Source organism: Mycobacterium alsense (assembly GCF_002086635.1).
Taxonomy (GTDB): Bacteria; Actinomycetota; Actinomycetes; order Mycobacteriales; family Mycobacteriaceae; genus Mycobacterium; species Mycobacterium alsense.
Genome location: NZ_MVHD01000036.1, coordinates 16103 through 32923 on the forward strand (window position 1 = coordinate 16103; position 16821 = coordinate 32923).

At 72.7% G+C, this 16821-nt stretch carries 15 protein-coding genes; 9 read left to right on the plus strand and 6 right to left on the minus strand.

What is annotated here, in order from left to right; all coding sequences use genetic code 11:
* Positions 1–7: 7 nt before the first annotated feature.
* A complete protein-coding gene (locus BST11_RS18490) occupies positions 8–1681 on the plus strand; it encodes an MmpA family trehalose lipid delivery protein (protein WP_083139343.1) in 1674 nt (557 codons plus the stop codon).
* Here the strand turns inward: BST11_RS18490 and BST11_RS18495 are convergent.
* Genes BST11_RS18495 through BST11_RS18505 form a run of 3 tightly spaced genes read right to left on the minus strand, consistent with a single transcriptional unit; the run spans position 1665 to position 4715 of the window.
* Positions 1665–2828, minus strand: coding sequence for a glycosyltransferase family 4 protein (locus tag BST11_RS18495; RefSeq protein WP_083139344.1), 1164 nt, complete (start codon positions 2826–2828; stop codon positions 1665–1667). The two genes, BST11_RS18490 and BST11_RS18495, sit on opposite strands and share 17 nt — an antisense overlap.
* An 11-nt stretch (positions 2829–2839) precedes the next feature.
* Positions 2840–3439 carry a DedA family protein gene (locus BST11_RS18500; RefSeq protein ID WP_083139345.1) on the minus strand — a complete coding sequence of 200 codons (600 nt, stop codon included), beginning with the start codon at positions 3437–3439 and terminating at the stop codon, positions 2840–2842.
* A 46-nt stretch (positions 3440–3485) separates the two neighbouring features.
* Positions 3486–4715 (minus strand): TerC family protein, encoded by a 1230-nt coding sequence (locus BST11_RS18505; protein ID WP_083139370.1) that lies wholly within the window; start codon positions 4713–4715, stop codon positions 3486–3488.
* Positions 4716–4836: 121 nt separating this feature from the next.
* Between BST11_RS18505 and BST11_RS18510 the strand changes: the two genes are divergently transcribed.
* From BST11_RS18510 to BST11_RS28965, 8 genes are all read left to right on the plus strand, one after another.
* Positions 4837–5604 carry a class I SAM-dependent methyltransferase gene (locus BST11_RS18510; protein ID WP_083139346.1) on the plus strand — a complete coding sequence of 256 codons (768 nt, stop codon included), beginning with the start codon at positions 4837–4839 and terminating at the stop codon, positions 5602–5604.
* A gap of 44 nt (positions 5605–5648) precedes the next feature.
* Complete coding sequence (locus BST11_RS18515; RefSeq protein ID WP_083139347.1) at positions 5649–7127, plus strand: aldehyde dehydrogenase; 1479 nt, start codon at positions 5649–5651, stop codon at positions 7125–7127.
* Positions 7128–7378: 251 nt separating this feature from the next.
* Positions 7379–7510 (plus strand): hypothetical protein, encoded by a 132-nt coding sequence (locus BST11_RS28960; protein WP_264010280.1) that lies wholly within the window; start codon positions 7379–7381, stop codon positions 7508–7510.
* 90 nt (positions 7511–7600) lie between these two features.
* The gene (locus BST11_RS18520; RefSeq protein ID WP_083139371.1) at positions 7601–8167 is read left to right on the plus strand and encodes a TetR/AcrR family transcriptional regulator; all 567 of its coding nucleotides are present in this window, start codon (positions 7601–7603) and stop codon (positions 8165–8167) included.
* A gap of 222 nt (positions 8168–8389) precedes the next feature.
* Complete coding sequence (locus BST11_RS18525; RefSeq protein WP_083139348.1) at positions 8390–9838, plus strand: PE family protein; 1449 nt, start codon at positions 8390–8392, stop codon at positions 9836–9838.
* A 42-nt stretch (positions 9839–9880) separates the two neighbouring features.
* Complete coding sequence (locus BST11_RS18530; RefSeq protein ID WP_083139349.1) at positions 9881–11296, plus strand: PE family protein; 1416 nt, start codon at positions 9881–9883, stop codon at positions 11294–11296.
* A gap of 53 nt (positions 11297–11349) precedes the next feature.
* Positions 11350–12780, plus strand: a complete 1431-nt coding sequence (locus BST11_RS18535; protein ID WP_083139350.1) for a PE family protein — start codon at positions 11350–11352, stop codon at positions 12778–12780.
* Between the two features lie 24 nt (positions 12781–12804).
* Positions 12805–14064, plus strand: coding sequence for a PE family protein (locus BST11_RS28965; RefSeq protein ID WP_083139351.1), 1260 nt, complete (start codon positions 12805–12807; stop codon positions 14062–14064).
* Between the two features lie 9 nt (positions 14065–14073).
* On the opposite strand, the gene BST11_RS18545 is transcribed toward BST11_RS28965, so the two are convergent.
* From BST11_RS18545 to BST11_RS18555, 3 genes are all read right to left on the minus strand, one after another.
* A complete protein-coding gene (locus BST11_RS18545; RefSeq protein ID WP_083139352.1) occupies positions 14074–14370 on the minus strand; it encodes a hypothetical protein in 297 nt (98 codons plus the stop codon).
* Positions 14367–15881: a class I adenylate-forming enzyme family protein gene (locus BST11_RS18550; protein WP_083139353.1), complete on the minus strand. Its 1515-nt coding sequence runs from the start codon at positions 15879–15881 to the stop codon at positions 14367–14369. Before BST11_RS18550 ends, BST11_RS18545 begins: the two co-directional genes overlap by 4 nt.
* A 68-nt stretch (positions 15882–15949) precedes the next feature.
* The gene (locus tag BST11_RS18555) at positions 15950–16735 is read right to left on the minus strand and encodes a crotonase/enoyl-CoA hydratase family protein (RefSeq protein ID WP_083139354.1); all 786 of its coding nucleotides are present in this window, start codon (positions 16733–16735) and stop codon (positions 15950–15952) included.
* Positions 16736–16821: the final 86 nt, after the last annotated feature.

Consider the following 16821-nt stretch of genomic DNA (forward strand, 5'->3'; position numbering starts at 1 on the left):
CCTTCGGATGCGCTGGGCCCGGCCGGGGTACGCGCTGTCGCTGGCGCTCCTGGTGGTCGCGCCGCTCCTGGCGCCGGGTTATCTGCTGCTGCGCGACGCGGTGTCGACGCCGCGGTCGTATCTGTCCGACACCGCCCTGGGGCTGACGGCCGCGCCGCGGGCGACGCCCCAGGACTTCGCGGTGGCGCTGGCCTCGCATGTCATCGACGGCGGTGTCGTGGTGAAGGCGCTGCTCGTGGTGGGGCTGTGGCTGGCGGGATGGGGCGCGGCCCGGCTGGCCGCCACCGCGCTGCCCGACGCGGGCGCGCCCGGCCAATTCGTCGCGTGCACGGTGGCGATCTGGAATCCCTATGTCGCCGAACGGCTTTTGCAGGGCCACTGGAGCCTGCTGGTCGGCTACGGCTGCCTGCCCTGGGTCGCGGCGGCGATGCTCCGGGTGCGGACGGCGGACGGCTCGCCGTTCGAACTGGCCTTCTGGATCGCCCTGGCCGGCCTGACCCCGACGGGCCTGCTGCTCGCCGCGGCGGTGGCGCTGGTGTGCGTCGCCGCCGCGGGTGAGGGCCGCTCGCGCCGGTGGTGCGCCGCGGTGACGCTGGGTGCCGCGCTGGTGGCGGCGGCGCCCTGGCTGACGGCGTCGTTGCTGGGCTCGTCGCTGCGCGCGCACGCGGCGGCGAACGCGATCGGGGTGGACGCCTTCGCGCCGCGCGCCGAGCCCGGGCTGGGCACGCTCGGCAGCCTGGCCAGCCTCGGCGGCATCTGGAACGGTGAGGCCGTACCCGCCTCGCGGACAACGCTTTTCGCGTTGTCCTCGGCCGTGGTGCTGCTGGTTGTGGTGGTCGCGGGGCTGCCGGTGGTGGCGCGCCGCCGCGCGGCGGTGCCGTTGTTGGCGCTGGCGGCGGTGTCCGTGCTGGTGCCGGCCGCGCTCGCCACCGGCCCGGGCCTGCACGCGCTGCGCGCGCTGGTGGACGCGGCGCCCGGCTTCGGTGTGCTGCGCGACGGGCAGAAGTGGGTGGCGCTGGCCGTACCGGGGTACGCGCTGGCGGGCGCCGGAGCGGTGCTGGCGCTGCGGCGGCGGCTCGGGTCGCGCGCGGCGGCGCTGGCCTGCTGCCTGGCGCTGATCCTTTCGCTGCCGGACCTGGCGTGGGGGGCGTGGGGCAAGGTCGCCCCGGTGCGCTACCCGCCCGGGTGGGGGGCGGTGGCGGCGGCGATCAACCGAGACCCGCGCCCGGTCGCGGTGCTGCCCGCCGGCACCATGCGGCTGTTCTGGTGGTCGGGGCCTGCGCCGGTGCTGGACCCGCTGCCGCGCTGGGTGCGCGCCGACGTGCTGAGCACCGGCGACCTGGCGATCTCCGGGGTCGTCGTCCCCGGGGAGGGCGACCGCGCCCGCGCGGTGCAGGGCCTGCTGCTCGCCGGGTCCGACCCGGCTTCCCTGGCCCGCGCCGGCGTGGGCTGGCTGGTCGTCGAGTCCGACAGCGCCGGGGACATGGGCGCCGCCGCCCGCACCGTCGGCGCCCTGACGCCGGTGCGCCGCGACGGCGGGCCGGCGCTCTACCGGGTCGGCGGCGACACCGCCGGTGTCCCGCCCGCGCGGCGCACGGCCACGCTGGTCGCGCACCTGGCGTGGCTGGCGGCGCTGAGCATGGGCGCGGTGGGCGGGCTCGCGGCTAGACGACGCCGCTGACGAACTCGCCGGCCCGCACGGCCCGCAGCACACCGCGCATCGCGTCGGCGCTTTGCGTCCAGGAGAATTCGCCGCTGCGCGTCTGCGCCTTGGTGCCGAGCTGGTCGCGCAGCACCGGGTCGACGAGCAGCTCCTCGAGGCGATCCTGAAGCTCGGCGCGGCTGTCCACCAAGATCCCGGTCACGCCGTCGACGATGGAGTCCGACAGGCCGCCCGAGGACCGATAGCCGATGGTGGGCACCCGGTGCTGGGCCGCCTCGACCACCGCCAGGCCCCAGCCCTCCTTGCGGGACGGCAGCACGTGCACCCACGAGCCTTGCAGCACATGGTGTTTGGTCAGGTGGTCGACGTGGCCGTGGAAGGTCACCGCGTCGGACACGCCGAGCCGCCGCGCGTGGTCGACGAGCCGGCGCCGCCACCAGCCGTCGCCGACGATGTCGAGGTGCAGCCCGGCCATCGCCGGATTCCGCCGCCGCAGGGCGGCAACGGCCTCCAGCGCGTCTTCGATCTGCTTGTGCGGCACCAGCCGCGACAGCACCACGACCCTCGGCGCGCCCGAGCGCGGGCCGGACAGCGATTGCGCGGGCGCCTCGTCGAGGCCGTTGCGCACCACCGCGATCCGGTCGTTGGCCACCCCGAGCGCGACCAGGTCGCGCGCCGACGGCAGCGACACCGTCACGTATTGGTTGCGCCGGTTGAGCCGCGGCGACAACCGCGACTCGACGAACCAGCCGATGCGGCCCAGCACCGGCCCGGCCACCGGCCACTGCTCACGGTGGCAGTGGTGCACGAGCACGGCGACCCGCCGGCCGTACACCAGCCGGGCCAGGAACGGCAGGCCGTTCTGGGTGTCGACGACCACGTCCGGCCGCACCCCGCGCAGCGGTCCGAGACCGACGCGCGCGGCGCCCATGGCCAGCAGCGCCCACACGTATACCGAGTACCGGCCGCCCGCACGCTGGATGCGCACGCCGTCGATCACCTCGCACCTGGGCGCGCCCGGGTAGCGCGCGGTGCGCAGCGTGACGGCGATCCCCGAGGCGGCCAGCTGCGCGCCGACACGCTGCAGGTAGGTTTCGCTGCCGCCGCCCTGCGGGTGCCCGGTGTCGCGCCAGCACAACAGCAGGACCGAGCGGAGAGCAGACATCGATGGCCAGCCTATCGGGAAACCACGGCCCGCCGGCGAAGCCACCGAATCAGTTCGATCGCGCCGGCCAGCGCGAGCGCCGCGCCGAAGGACACGGCGAACGCCGCGATCGTGTTGTCGGCGAAGGCGTTGCCGCCGAGGTAACCGATCAGCGTGGTGAACGTCGCCCACACGACGGCGCCGGCCGCGTCGTACGCCAGGAACTGGCGGTAGGGGAAGTCCAGCACGCCGCAGGCGATCGTGGTGGCCGTGCGGCCGCCCGGCAGGAACCGCGCCACGATGACGAGCGGGCCACCGTGCCGCTCCAATTCCCGGTGCGCCCATTCCAGGCTGCGCTTGCCCCTGTCGCCGCGGGCGATCCAGCGGCGGGCCCAGTCATCGGCCGAGTGCCCGATCCAGTAGGCGATGTTGTCGCCGGCGAACGCGCCGATGGCCGCCATTGCGATCACCCCTGCCAGCAGCATCGAGCCGTCCGCGGCGAGGATGCCCCCGGTCAGCAGCGCCGTCTCGCTCGGCAGGATCGGAAGGACGGCGTCGAACGTGCAGGAGAACAGGATCAGCGGATAGGCCCACCACGAGTTGCCGAGCACGTCGAGCAGGTAATCGAACACCAGGGCGCAACCCTACACAGCGGCTCCTCGAGCGTGGTGCCGGCGGTCAGGAAGTCAGCCCCATTCTGGTGAACGGCGCGGCCTCGCCACGGTCGACGGCTTCGTCATGATTGGCGGCCGCGCGGTCGAGCAGGTCGATGAGGCCGGGCTCGTCGCGGACCAGCTGGCGATACTTCGGACCGAGCGCCAGTATCTGATCGCGCTCGCTCAGCAGCTTGCGGAAGATGCGTTCGCGTTCGGCGGGATCGTGGGTGTATTCCGAGTCGAGGTAGGCCGTCGCGTGGCGCCGGGCGTTGGCGATCGCGGTGTGGGCTTTGCCCATGGGGCTGAGCAACGAGGCGACGACGGTGACGACGAGAACGGCCACGATCACCGCCAGCGACAGCTGGGTGCTGATCTCGAACACCGACACCGGCTCGCCGTCGTTGACGAACGGGACGTTGTTCTCGTGCAGGGCGTGCAGGATCAGCTTCACGCCGATGAAACCGAGGATCGCCGCGAGCCCGTAGGAGAGGTAGACGAGCCGGTCCAGCAGGCCCTCGATGAGGAAGTACAGCTGCCGCAGGCCCAGCAGCGAGAACGCCGTCGCGGTGAAGACGATGTAGACGCTCTGGGTGAGGCCGAAGATCGCCGGGATGGAGTCGAGCGCGAAGAACATGTCCGTGCCGCCGATCGCGACCATGACCAACAGCATCGGCGTCATCGCGCGCCGGCCGTCGACGGTGGTGAACAGCCTGTCGCCGTCGTAGTGCTCGGTGGTGTGCAGGAACTTCTTGGCGATCCGGATGACGACGTTGTCGGCTTTGCGGGAATCCGCGCGGTCGTCCGGCCGCAGGATGCTGCCGGCCGCGATCAACAGGATCAGCCCGAACAGGTAGAAGATCCACGCGAAGGCGTTGATCAGCGCGGCACCGAGAAAGATGAACGCGGTGCGGACGATCAGGGACACGACGATCCCGAACATCAGCGCCTTCTGCTGATCCTCGCGCGGGACCCGGAACCCGGCCATGATCACCAGGAAGATGAACAGGTTGTCGACCGAGAGGGCCTGTTCGGTGACGTAACCGGCGAAGTACTCGGGGCCCGCCTCGCGCGGGCCGAACACCAGCACGCCGACGCCGAACAGCAGCGCGACGCCGACGTAGGCGGCGGACCAGACGGCGGCCTCCCGCAGCGTCGGGACGTGCGCCCGACGGACGTGGAAGACCAGGTCGAACGCCAGCAGCCCGGCGATGCCGAGGATGGTGAGGGCCCAAAGCCAACCGGGTACGTCCATTCCCTGCCTCAGCCACCTTCCTCGCAGTTGCGCCGACGTCACGCCGCGCTCGTCCCTGAACCCCTCAGTACCCGCTTTGCCGCCGCAGTAGGCATCGGTCTCGCCGCCGTAGGGTTGGCCGGTGGCCGTCACCGACGTTTTCGCGCGGCGGGCGACGCTGCGCCGCTCGTTGCGGCTGCTGTCGGCGTTTCGCTACGAGGGCTCCGACCCGGCGCGCTTCTACGGCGAACTCGCGGCCGACACCGCGGCGATGGTCGGCGACCTGTGGCGCGCCACGCACGGCGGGCCCCCGACGGGCCGCACGCTGCTCGACGTCGGCGGCGGGCCGGGTTATTTCGCGGCGGCGTTCGGCGATGCCGGCGTCCGGTACCTCGGCGTCGAACCCGACCCCGACGAGATGCACGCCGCGGGACCGGCTTTCGCGCGCGAATCGGCGAAGTTCGTCCGGGCGTCGGGCATGGCGCTGCCGTTCGCCGACGACTCGGTGGACATCTGCCTGTCCTCCAACGTGGCCGAGCACGTCCCCCGGCCGTGGCGGCTCGGCGCCGAGATGCTGCGCGTGACCAGGCCGGGCGGGCTGGTCGTGCTCTCCTACACCGTGTGGCTGGGCCCCTTCGGGGGCCACGAGATGGGCCTGTCCCACTACCTCGGCGGCGCGCGGGCCGCCGCGCGTTACGCCCGCAAGCACGGCCATCCGGCCAAAAACGACTACGGATCGTCGTTGTTCGCGGTGTCGGCCGCCGACGGTCTGAGCTGGGCGGCGAGCACGGGCGCCGCGGTGGCCGCATTCCCGCGCTACCACCCGCGATGGGCGTGGTGGCTGACGTCGGTGCCGGGGCTGCGCGAGCTGCTGGTCAGCAATCTCGCGCTGGTGCTCTCGCCCCGATAATGGAACATGTTCTCGTTTTGCGTCCGCTTGGGTAGGGTGGCGCCATGAGCGACATCCAGACGCAGGCTGCGACCGAATACGACAAGCTTTTCATCGGCGGCAAGTGGGCGGAGCCGTCGACTTCCGAGGTCATCGAGGTGCACTGCCCGGCCACCGGCGAGTACGTCGGCAAGGTGCCGATGGCGGCCGCGGCCGACGTCGACGCCGCGGTCGCCGCCGCCCGCGCCGCGTTCGACAGCGGCCCATGGCCCACGACCCCGCCGAAGGAACGCGCGGCCGTCCTCGCCGCGGCGGTCAAGCTGCTCGAGGAGCGCAAGGAGCTGTTCGCCAAGCTGCTCGCCGACGAGACCGGTCAGCCGCCGACCACGATCGAGACGATGCACTGGATGGGCTCGCTGGGGGCGATGAACTTCTTCGCCGGACCGGCCGTCGACCAGGTCAAGTGGCGCGAGGTCCGCAACGGCGCCTACGGCCAGACCATCGTGCACCGCGAACCGATCGGCGTGGTGGGCGCGATCGTCGCCTGGAACGTGCCGCTGTTTTTGGCGGTCAACAAGCTGGGCCCGGCGCTGCTGGCCGGCTGCACGGTGGTGCTCAAGCCGGCGGCCGAAACCCCTTTGACCGCAAACGCTTTGGCGGAGGTGCTCGCCGAGGCCGGTCTGCCCGAGGGGGTGCTGTCGGTGGTGCCGGGCGGGATCGAGACCGGGCAGGCGCTGACGGCCAACCGCGACGTCGACATGTTCACCTTCACCGGCAGCTCGAGCGTCGGCAAGGAGATCGGCCGGCGCGCCGCCGACATGCTCAAGCCGTGCACCCTCGAGCTCGGCGGCAAGTCGGCGGCGATCGTCCTCGAGGACGTCGACCTGGCCTCCGCGGTCCCGATGATGGTGTTCTCCGGGATCATGAACACCGGGCAGGCCTGCGTCGGCCAGACCCGCATCCTGGCGCCGCGCTCGCGCTACGACGAAATCGTCGACGCGGTAGGCGCTTTCGTGCAGGCGCTGCCGGTGGGCCCGCCGTCCGACCCGGCCGCCCAGATCGGGTCACTGATCAACGAGAAGCAGCGCGCCCGCGTCGAGGGCTACATCGCCAAGGGCATCGAGGAGGGCGCCCGGCTGGTCTGCGGCGGCGGCCGCCCCGAGGGCCTGGACGAGGGCTTCTTCGTGCAGCCCACGGTGTTCGCCGACGTCGACAACAAGATGACGATTGCCCAGGAGGAGATCTTCGGCCCGGTGCTGTCGATCATCCCCTACGACACCGAGGAGGACGCGATCAAGATCGCCAACGACTCGGTGTACGGGTTGGCCGGCAGCGTGTGGACCTCCGACGTGCCCAAGGGCATCGAGATCTCCGAGAAGATCCGCACCGGGACGTACGCGATCAACTGGTACGCCTTCGATCCGTGCTGCCCGTTCGGCGGCTACAAGAACTCCGGCATCGGCCGCGAGAACGGGCCGGAGGGCGTCGAGCACTTCACCCAGCACAAGAGCGTGCTCATGCCGATGGGCTACACGGTCGACTGACCGGCCGTCGCGCCGAACCGACGCAACAAGCACCCGCGCGCAGGGCGCCGGGTGCTTTTTGCATGCTCGCTGTTATGCAAGAGAGCATAGAAACCCCGTGGTGGAGGCCGCCGTGGCCGGGTCCCTGGCGCGCCGGCACCGCCATTTCTAGAGCTGCGCGGCTTAGTTAGGGAATAAAATTTGCTTACTGGACCGCTGTCTCATATGCTTCTTAGCATAATCATGGGCCTCACACAGGCCGGGAGAGAAAAATGTGGATCATCGAGCTCAACGTGGCCGGCTACCAGTTCACCCGCGAGCTGCCCGACTTCAAGCGGCGGCCGTTCCGGTTCAGCCCGCGTAACATGCACTGGCCGGTACACCGCCACACGCAAGCCGCATGACGCGAGCCCACGGGAGGTACGACAGTGCCGACAAGCACCGACGCCAAGGCTGACGCGACCCGGACCAGGCGCTGCGACACGCGCACCAAGATGCTGGTCAGCGCCGCCCAGGTGATGCGCGAACGCGGCGCGGCCGGCGTGACCATCGACGAGGTGCTCGCCCGCAGCGGCGCCCCGCGCGGCTCGGTCTACTACCACTTTCCGCACGGGCGCAACCAAATCCTGACCGAGGCGCTGCGCTACTCGGGCGACTCGATCACCACCATGATCGACGACGCCGCCGGTTGGGGCGCCCGGGCGCTGCTGCGCGAGTTCGTCACCTTCTGGGAGCGCCTGCTGACCGACGGCGACTTCGCCGCCGGATGCCCGGTGGTGGCGGCGGCGATCGGCTCGGACGACGCCGACCCCAAGCTGTCCGCCGAGGCCGGCGCCATCCTCGGCCGCTGGTGTACCGCGCTGACCCGCGCCTTCTCCAACGACGGTTTCGACGACGCCGACGCCGCCTCGCTGGCGGTGATGTCCATCGCCGCGCTGGAGGGCGCCGTCGTGCTGTCCCGCTCCACCCGCAGCACCGACCCGCTGCGCCAGGTGGGCGAGCAACTCGAATTCCTCATCAAGGCAAGGGAATTCGTCATCCGCAACGGGATTCCCGGCTAGGGCCCCGTCCCCTCGCCGTTCGTTACCCGCTCCCTCGCCTCTCGCTGCTTTTCCCCTCCCTTTTCCGCCTTTTTCCGCCCTTTTCGTGCCCCCGCACCGTCCGGCAAAAGGTTTCGCTAAACCCGGCGACACGGCGGGACAACGCGCTACGATCTGGCCTTAACGCAAGCTCGATGATCGCTTTGTCCCGGCGAGCGAGCCCATAGTTCGCCGGAGGTAGCGATGTCATTCGTGATCGCACAGCCCGACCTGGTGACGGTGGCCGCCACCGACCTGGCGCGGATCGGTTCCACGCTGACCCAGGCGAATTCGGTCGCGGCGGCCCAGACCACCCAGGTGCTGGCCGCCGCCGCCGACGAGGTGTCGGCGGCGGTCGCGGCCCTGTTTGCCGCTCATGGTCAGGGGTATCAGGCGCTCGGCGCCCAGGTGGCGGCGTTTCACGAGCAATTCGTCCAGGCGCTCAACGCCGGCGCGGGCGCCTATGCCGGCGCCGAGGCGGCCAACGCCGCGGCGGTGGCCAACCCCTGGCAGGCCCTGCAGCAGCAAGTGCTGGGCGCGATCAACACGCCCACCGAACTGTTGTTGGGCCGACCGCTGATCGGCAACGGCGCCGACGGGCTGCCCGGGACCGGGCAGAACGGCGGGGCCGGCGGGCTGTTGTGGGGCAACGGCGGCAACGGCGGGACGGGCAAGCCGGCGACCGGCGCCGGGCCCGGAGGGCCGGGCGGCAACGGCGGGCCCGCCGGGCTGTTCGGAAACGGCGGCGCGGGAGGGGCCGGCGGGCAGGCCGTCGGCTTCCAGTCCGCCGGCCCCGGTGGGGCCGGCGGCACCGGCGGACTGCTGTTCGGCAACGGGGGGCCTGGCGGCGTCGGCGGGTTTGCCCTGTCCCCCACCACGGGAGGCACCGGCGGCCGCGGCGGGGACGCCATCGGGTTGTTCGGCAACGGCGGCGCCGGTGGTGACGGCGGTTCCGGTCAGCTCGGCGATATGCAGAACAGCGTTGCCGGCGCGGGCGGCCAGGGCGGCCACGGCGGAATGCTGCACGGCGACGGCGGCCGCGGCGGCAACGCCGGATTCGCCACGCGCGGCAACTTCGGCGGCAACGGCGGCGCCGGCGGGATGCTGAGCGGCAACGGCGGCGCCGGCGGCAACAGCACGGGCGGCAAGGTGGGCGGCGCCGGCGGAGCCGCCGGCTTCATCGGCGACGGCGGCGCCGGCGGAGCGGGTGGTCCCGCCGACCAGACCCTCCTTTTCGAAAACGGCGGCGACGGTGGCAGCGGTGGAGCCGGCGGAACCTTCTGGGGCAACGGCGGTCACGGTGGCATGGGCGGGCAATCCTCCTACGGGAATGGCGGCCAGGGGGGCGCGGGCGGCAACGCCGTTGGATTCTTCGGCAACGGCGGCGACGGCGGGGGCGGCGCCCAGGGTTTCGGCAAGGGCGGTTTCGGCGGCCAGGGCGGCAACGGCGGCGTCATCGGCGGCGGCGGCCGGGGTGGCGACGCCGGGGTGGGCACCACCTTCGGCGGATCGGTGGGCGGGAACGGCGGCAACGCCCAGCTGATCGGCAATGGCGGGGCCGGCGGCACCGGCTACCTCGGGGCGGGCGGGATCGGTGGCGCCGGAGGGCTCTTGCTCGGCGTGCCCGGCGCCGACGGGCGCCAGGGGCCCTGATCTGCGCTCGCTAACTGGCTAACCGGCTAACTGGAGGTGGAAATGTCTTTCCTGATCACACAACCCGACGTGGTGTCGGTGGCCGCCACGAATCTTGCCGGCATCGGTTCGACGCTCAGCCAGGCCAACTCGGCCGCGGCGGCCCAGACCACCGAGCTACTGGCGGCCGGCGCCGACGAGGTGTCGGCGGCGGTGGCCGCGGTCTTCGGTGCGCACGCCCAGGGCTATCAGGCCGTGAGCGCCCAGGTGGCGGCGTTTCATCAACAGTTCGTCCAGGCGCTGAACGCGGGCGCGGGCGCCTACGCGGGCGCCGAGGCGGCCAACGCCGCGGCCACGGCCAACCCGTGGCAGGTCGTGCAGCAGGACGTGCTCAACGCGATCAACACACCGACTGAGCTGCTGTTGGGTCGCCCGCTGATCGGCGACGGCGCCAACGGGATCGCGGGCACCGGCCAAAACGGCGGGGCCGGCGGATTGCTGTGGGGCAACGGCGGCAACGGCGGATCCGGCGCGCCGAACTCGTCCGGTGGTAACGGCGGGGCGGCCGGGTTGTTCGGCAACGGCGGTGCGGGTGGGGCGGGCGGCCTGAGCGTGACCAACTCGGTGGCGGCCGGCAGGGGCGGCGCCGGGGGCGCCGGCGGACTGCTGTGGGGCAACGGCGGCCCGGGCGGCGCGGGCGGTGTCTACAACGGCGCCACCGTCGGCGCGGCCGGCGCCGGGGGGGTGGGCGGCGACGCGATCGGGTTGTTCGGCGACGGCGGGGCCGGTGGCGCCGGTGGCATAGCTGTCGGTGGCTTGGTGGGCGGCGCCGGGTCCGGCGGGCACGGCGGTCACGGCGGCCTGCTGAACGGCAACGGCGGCGCCGGCGGCGCCGCGGGAACGCAGGGCTCCTTCCCCGGTGTCGGCGGCGATGGCGGCGCCGGCGGGCTGCTCAGCGGCAATGGCGGCGACGGCGGCGCCGGCTTCGGCAAAGGCGCCGGCCACGGTGGAAATGCGGGCCTGATCGGGAACGGCGGCGCCGGTGGGGCCGGCGGGGCCGGCGGGGACGGCGGCGCCGGCGGCAGCGGCGGCACGTTGTTCGGCGACGGCGGGCGCGGCGGCAACGGCGGGTCGTCCACCTTCAGCAGTGGCGGCGACGGCGGCGCCGGAGGCAGCGCCATCGGGCTGTTCGGCAACGGCGGGGCCGGCGGCACCGGTGGCGAGAGCGGCTTGGCCGCCGGCAACGGCGGTCAGGGCGGGCACGGCGGCAACGGCGCCGTCTTCGGCAGCGGCGGCAGCGGCGGCGACGGCGGGTCCAGCCCGAACAAGGGCAGCGGCGGCGACGGTGGCAGCGCGCAATTCGTCGGCAACGGCGGCGCGGGCGGCAGCAGCGTCGGCGTCGGCGCGACGATCGGGCTCGGCGGCAACGGCGGGTTGATACTCGGAATCCCCGGAGCGAACGGGCACGCCGGTCCCTAGCCGCCGCCGCACCGCATTGCTCCTTACGGTAAAGCGACTGGTGGAGGTATGAATTGTCTTTCCTGATTGCGCGACCCGACGTGGTGTCGGTGGCCGCCGCGGATCTGACGAACCTCGGTTCGGCGCTCAGCCAAGCTAATTCGGCGGCGGCGGCGCGGACCACACAGATGCTGGCCGCGGGCGCCGACGAGGTGTCGGAAGTGGTTGCGGTCCTGTTTGCCGCTCACGGTCAGGGATATCAGGCCCTCAGCGCCCAAGTGGCAAGTTTTCACGACCAATTCGTGCAGACGTTGAACGCGGCGGCGGCGGCATATGCCGGCACAGAGGCGGCCAACGCCGCGGCGGCGGCCAACCCCTGGCAGGCCGTGCAGCAGGACGTGCTCAACGCCATCAACACGCCCACCGAGCTGCTGTTGGGCCGCCCGCTGATCGGTAACGGCGCCAACGGCGCGCCCGGCACCGGCCAGAACGGGGGCGCCGGCGGGATCCTGTGGGGCAACGGCGGGAACGGCGGGTCCGGCGCGGCGAACCAACCCGGCGGCAACGGCGGGCCGGCGGGCCTGATCGGCAACGGCGGCGCGGGCGGGGCGGGAGGTCTGAGCACCACCGCCGGAGTTCCCGCCGGCAACGGCGGCGCCGGCGGGAGCGGCGGGCTGCTGTGGGGTGACGGCGGCCGGGGCGGCACGGGTGGCGCTTACAACGCCGCCTCCTTCCTCAATATGTCGGGCAATGGCGGCGCGGGCGGCGACGCGATCGGGTTGTTCGGCAATGGCGGCGCCGGCGGCACCGGCGGCGTGTCGTCCCAGGTCAACGTGACGTCCGGGAACGGTGGTCACGGTGGCCACGGCGGGCTGTTGAACGGCACAGGCGGCGCAGGCGGGAACGCCGGCAGCGGCCCCGGTCAAATTGGATCCCTCATCGGCGCCGGCGGAGACGGCGGCAACGGAGGCCTGCTCAGCGGCGATGGCGGGGCCGGCGGCGCCGGCCAGGGCCTGAAGGCCGGCAACGGCGGCAACGCCGGCCTGATCGGCCATGGCGGCGCCGGCGGGGTCGGCGCATTCGGCGGTCCCGGCGGCGATGGGGGCAACGGCGGCACTTTGTGGGGCGACGGTGGTCGCGGCGGCGACGGGGGGCAGGCCACCGGAGTCGGTTTCGGCGGCAAGGGCGGCGCCGGCGGCAGCGCCATCGGCCTGGTCGGCAACGGCGGGGACGGCGGCAACGGGGGCCAGAGCGTCACCGCCGCGTTCAACGGCGGTCAGGGCGGGCGCGGTGGTAACTCCGCGGTCTTCGGCAACGGCGGCAACGGGGGCGACGGCGGTGCCAGCCTGAACAAGGCCTTCGGCGGCGACGGCGGGAACGCGCAACTCGTCGGCAACGGCGGCGCCGGCGGCAACAGCGCCGGGGTCGGCGGAATTCCCGGCGCGGGCGGCGCCGGCGGGCTGCTGCTCGGGGTGCCCGGACCCGACGGGCAGGCCGGCCCCTAACCGCCGGGCATCGGAGGTGCGGAAATGTCAATTCTCGTCGCGCAACCCGACCTGCTGGCCGAGGCGGCCACGGATCTCGAGAGCATCGCTTCGGCGCTGAGCCGGGCCAACTCGGCGGCGGCCACCCGGACCACCGAGCTGATCGCCGCGGGCCGCGACGAAGTCTCGGCGGCGGTGGCCGCGGTGTTCGGCGCCCACGCCCAGGGGTACCAGGCCGTCGGCGCCCGGGCCGCGGCGTTCCACCAGCAATTCGTCGCGGCGTTGAGCGCGGGCGCGGGCGCCTATGCGGCCACCGAGGCGGCCAGCGTGTCGCCTTTGCAGATCGCCGCGCAAGACGTGCTCGACGTCATCAACACGCCCACGGAGCTGCTGCTGGGCCGCCCGCTGATCGGGAACGGGACCAACGGGGCGGCCGGGACGGGGCAAAACGGCGGCGCCGGCGGGATCCTGTGGGGCACCGGCGGCAACGGCGGGTCCGGCGCCGCGGGCCAAAACGGCGGCAACGGCGGGCCCGCCGGGTTGTTCGGAAACGGTGGCGCCGGCGGCACCGGCGGTCAGGGCAACGTCGCCGGGAGCCCCGCGGGCACCGGCGGCATGGGCGGTAGCGGTGGCCTGCTATGGGGTAATGGCGGCCGGGGCGGCATGGGAGGGGCCAACGACTTTATCGGCGCGAGCAGCGGGGGCACCGGCGGCGCCGGCGGTAACGCGATAGGGCTGTTCGGCAGCGGCGGCGCCGGCGGAGGCGGCGGCTTCGCCAATCAGGGCACCACCGGCTCCGGTGGGGCCGGCGGCAATGGCGGCACCGGCGGGTTGCTGTGGGGGACCGGGGGCCACGGGGGCGACGCCGGAGACGGCAACACCGGCAACGTGGGCGGTGCCGGCGGCGCGGGCGGTCAGCTGTTCGGCGATGGCGGCGACAGCGGCAACGGCACCCAGGCCAAGAGCGGGGGCAACGGCGGGAGCGCCCACCTGATCGGAAACGGCGGCGCGGGAGGAACCGGCGGCGGCGGGTTCATCGCACCGCAGGGAGGCGGCGGCGGCGCGGGCGGCAACGGTGGGTCGCTGTTCGGCAACGGCGGTCACGGCGGCACGGGCGGGCAGTCGATCTTCAATGCCCCCGGCGCCGGGGGGCCGGGTGGCAATGCGGTGGGCCTGATCGGCAACGGCGGCGACGGCGGCGAAGGCGGCGCGAACGCCGCCGGCCCGGGCGGCCCCGGTGGCGCCGGCGGCAATGGCGGGCTCCTGTTGGGGGCCGCCGGAGCCGACGGGCCGCAAGGGCCCTAGCCGGGGCTGCTAGTCGCTGGCCGGCAGCGGCTTGACCTCTTTGAGCTGAAGCTTGGTTTCGCCGACGCTGAGGCTGCCCGCGCCCGGCTTGGTCACCAGCACCTCGGCGCCGGTCTCGTCGACGTAGCGCTTGCCCATCACCGTGCCGTCGGCGAACGCCGGGTCCAACTCGCCCGACCGCTCGCCGCCGATCGGCACCATCGGCGCCCCGCCGCAGCGCAGGTCGTCGAGGCTGTCGGCGCTCCTGACCACGATGACCTGGGTGTCACACACCTGGCTGGCGAGGCGGGTTCCGTTCTTGATCATGCACTCATCCCTTTTAGCGTCTTGGCTAGCTCGTCGATGATCTCCCGGCGAAGTACCTTGCCGGTGGGGGTCGTTGGCAGCTCGTCGCGGAACACTACCCGGTCGGGGGTGCGCGACCCGCGCAAGCTCTTGCGGACATGTTCGCGCAGTTCCTCCGGGTCCGGATCGATGCCCGCGGCCGGCACCACCACCGCGACGATCGCCTGGCCCCATTGGGCATCCTCGACGCCGACCACGGCGACGTCGCGGACGTGCGAGTGCTCGATGAGCACCTCCTCCAGCTCCGCGGGCGCGATGTTCTCGCCGCCGCGGATGATGGTGTCGTCGCTGCGTCCGGAGATGAACAGGTAGCCGTCCTCGTCGAGTAGGGCGATGTCCCGGGTCGGAAACCAGCCCTCCTCGTCGAGCACCGAGCCGATCCCGGTGTAGCGCCCCGACACCTGCTCGCCGCGCACGAACAGCTCGCCGGTTTCGCCCGGCCCGAGCACCCCGCCGCGCTCGTCGCGGATCTGCAGCTCGATGCCCGGCACCGGCCGCCCCACCGATCCCAGCCGCTTGGCCACGTGGGGCGCCGACGCCGACTGCGCCTCCCGGTGGTCGTCGGGCGTCAGCACCGCGATCGTCGAACTGGTCTCGGTGAGCCCGTAGGCGTTGACGAAGCCCACGTTCGGCAGCAGCTCGAGCGCGCGCCGCACCAGCGGTAGCCCCACCTTCGAGCCGCCGTAGGCCAGGTTACGCAGCGACGGCAGCTCGTGGCCGCCCGTCTCCAGCGCGGTGACGATGCGGTCCAGCATGGTGGGCACCACCGTCGCGGTGGTCACCTTCTCGGCGTTGACCAGGCGCACCCATTCGTCGGCGTCGAAGTTGGGCAGGTACACCATCTTTCGGCCGGCGTACAGGTTCGACAGCGCGGCGCCCACCCCGGCGATGTGATACGGCGGCACGCAGATCAGCCCGGCGTCGCTCTCGTCCGCCGACTCGAACTCGACGGTCCCCGTCACGTAGCTGGTCAGGTTGTTGTGTGAGAGTTCGACGGCCTTGGGCTGCGACGTGGTGCCCGACGTGAACAACACGATGGCAACCGATTCGGGGTCGGGAAACTCAGGGATTTCCGGCGTGGGGCCGCGGTCGCGCGCCGCCGTCAAAAACTCGTCGGACCCCAGCACCCGGTCGGTCGCGTCCCCGACCATCTCGCGGTAGCGGCCGTCGACGATCACCAGCGGTTCGGGCAGCCGCTCGATCAGCGCCCGCAGCCCGTCGGCGGACAGCCGGTAGTTGAGCGGGGTGAAGGCCAGACCGGCGCGCGCGGAGGCGAAGATCAGCGCGGGCAGCATCGCGCCGCCGGTGCCGACGTAGGCCACGTGCTTGGCGCCCGATGCCGCGATGACGCCGGCGCCGCCGTCGGCCAGATCGCTGAGCCCCTGGGCCGTCAACCGCAAATCGCCGTCGACGACGGCGGTGCGGTCGGGGTTGCTCGACGCAGCCATCTCGAGCAGCAGCGAAATGCTCATCCTCGGACTTTCTCGCCTTTACAGATCTAAGCCGTAGTGTAACCCGCGGGGGATACGGGCCCGCGGTCTCAGGTGCCCGTCCAGCGGGGGGGCCGCTTCTCGGCGAACGCGATCGCGCCCTCCTTGGCGTCGTTCGACGAGAACACCGGCATCAGGATCTTGCCCTGCTCGGCGAACATCGTGTCGGGGCTCCAGCTGCGAGATTCGACGATGATCCGCTTGGTGGCCGCCACCGCCAGGGGGCCGTTGGCGGTGATCTTCTCCGCAAGCTCGATCGCGGCGGCCAGCGCACCGCCGGGCTCGGCGAGCACGTTGACCATGCCCAGGGCGTGCGCCCGCTCGGCGCTGAAGTTCTCCCCGGTCAGCGCCAGCTCCATGGCGATGGCGGGCGGGATGCGCTCGGGCAGGCGCAGCAGCCCCCCGCCGCCGGCCACCAGCCCGCGCTTGACCTCGGGGATGCCGAACGCCGCGTCCCTGGACGCCACGATCAGGTCGGTCGCCAGCGCCAGCTCGGTCCCGCCGGCCAGGGCGTAACCCTCGACCGCCGCGATGAGCGGCTTGGCCGGCGGGCGCTCGGTGAAGCCCATGCCGCGGCCCTCGACGACGGGGACCTCGCCGCGCGCGAACGCCTTGAGGTCCATGCCCGCGCAGAACGAGCCACCCGCTCCGGTCAGGATGCCCACCGACAGGCCCTGGTCCCCGTCGAGCCGGTCCATCGCGTCGGCCAATCCCCTGGCCACGGCGGCGTTGACCGCGTTCTTGGCCTTCGGCCGGTTGATGGTGATGATCAGGATGCGATCCCGTTGCTCGACGAGAACTTCGGGTTCGTTGGCCTCTTCGCTCCCAGTGCTCACAGTGCTGCCCGGCTCCTTCTTCAATGGGTGGCTGTTCTGCGACCGATGGTAACGGCCGATCAGAATGGCATTAACACCAGCCGAGA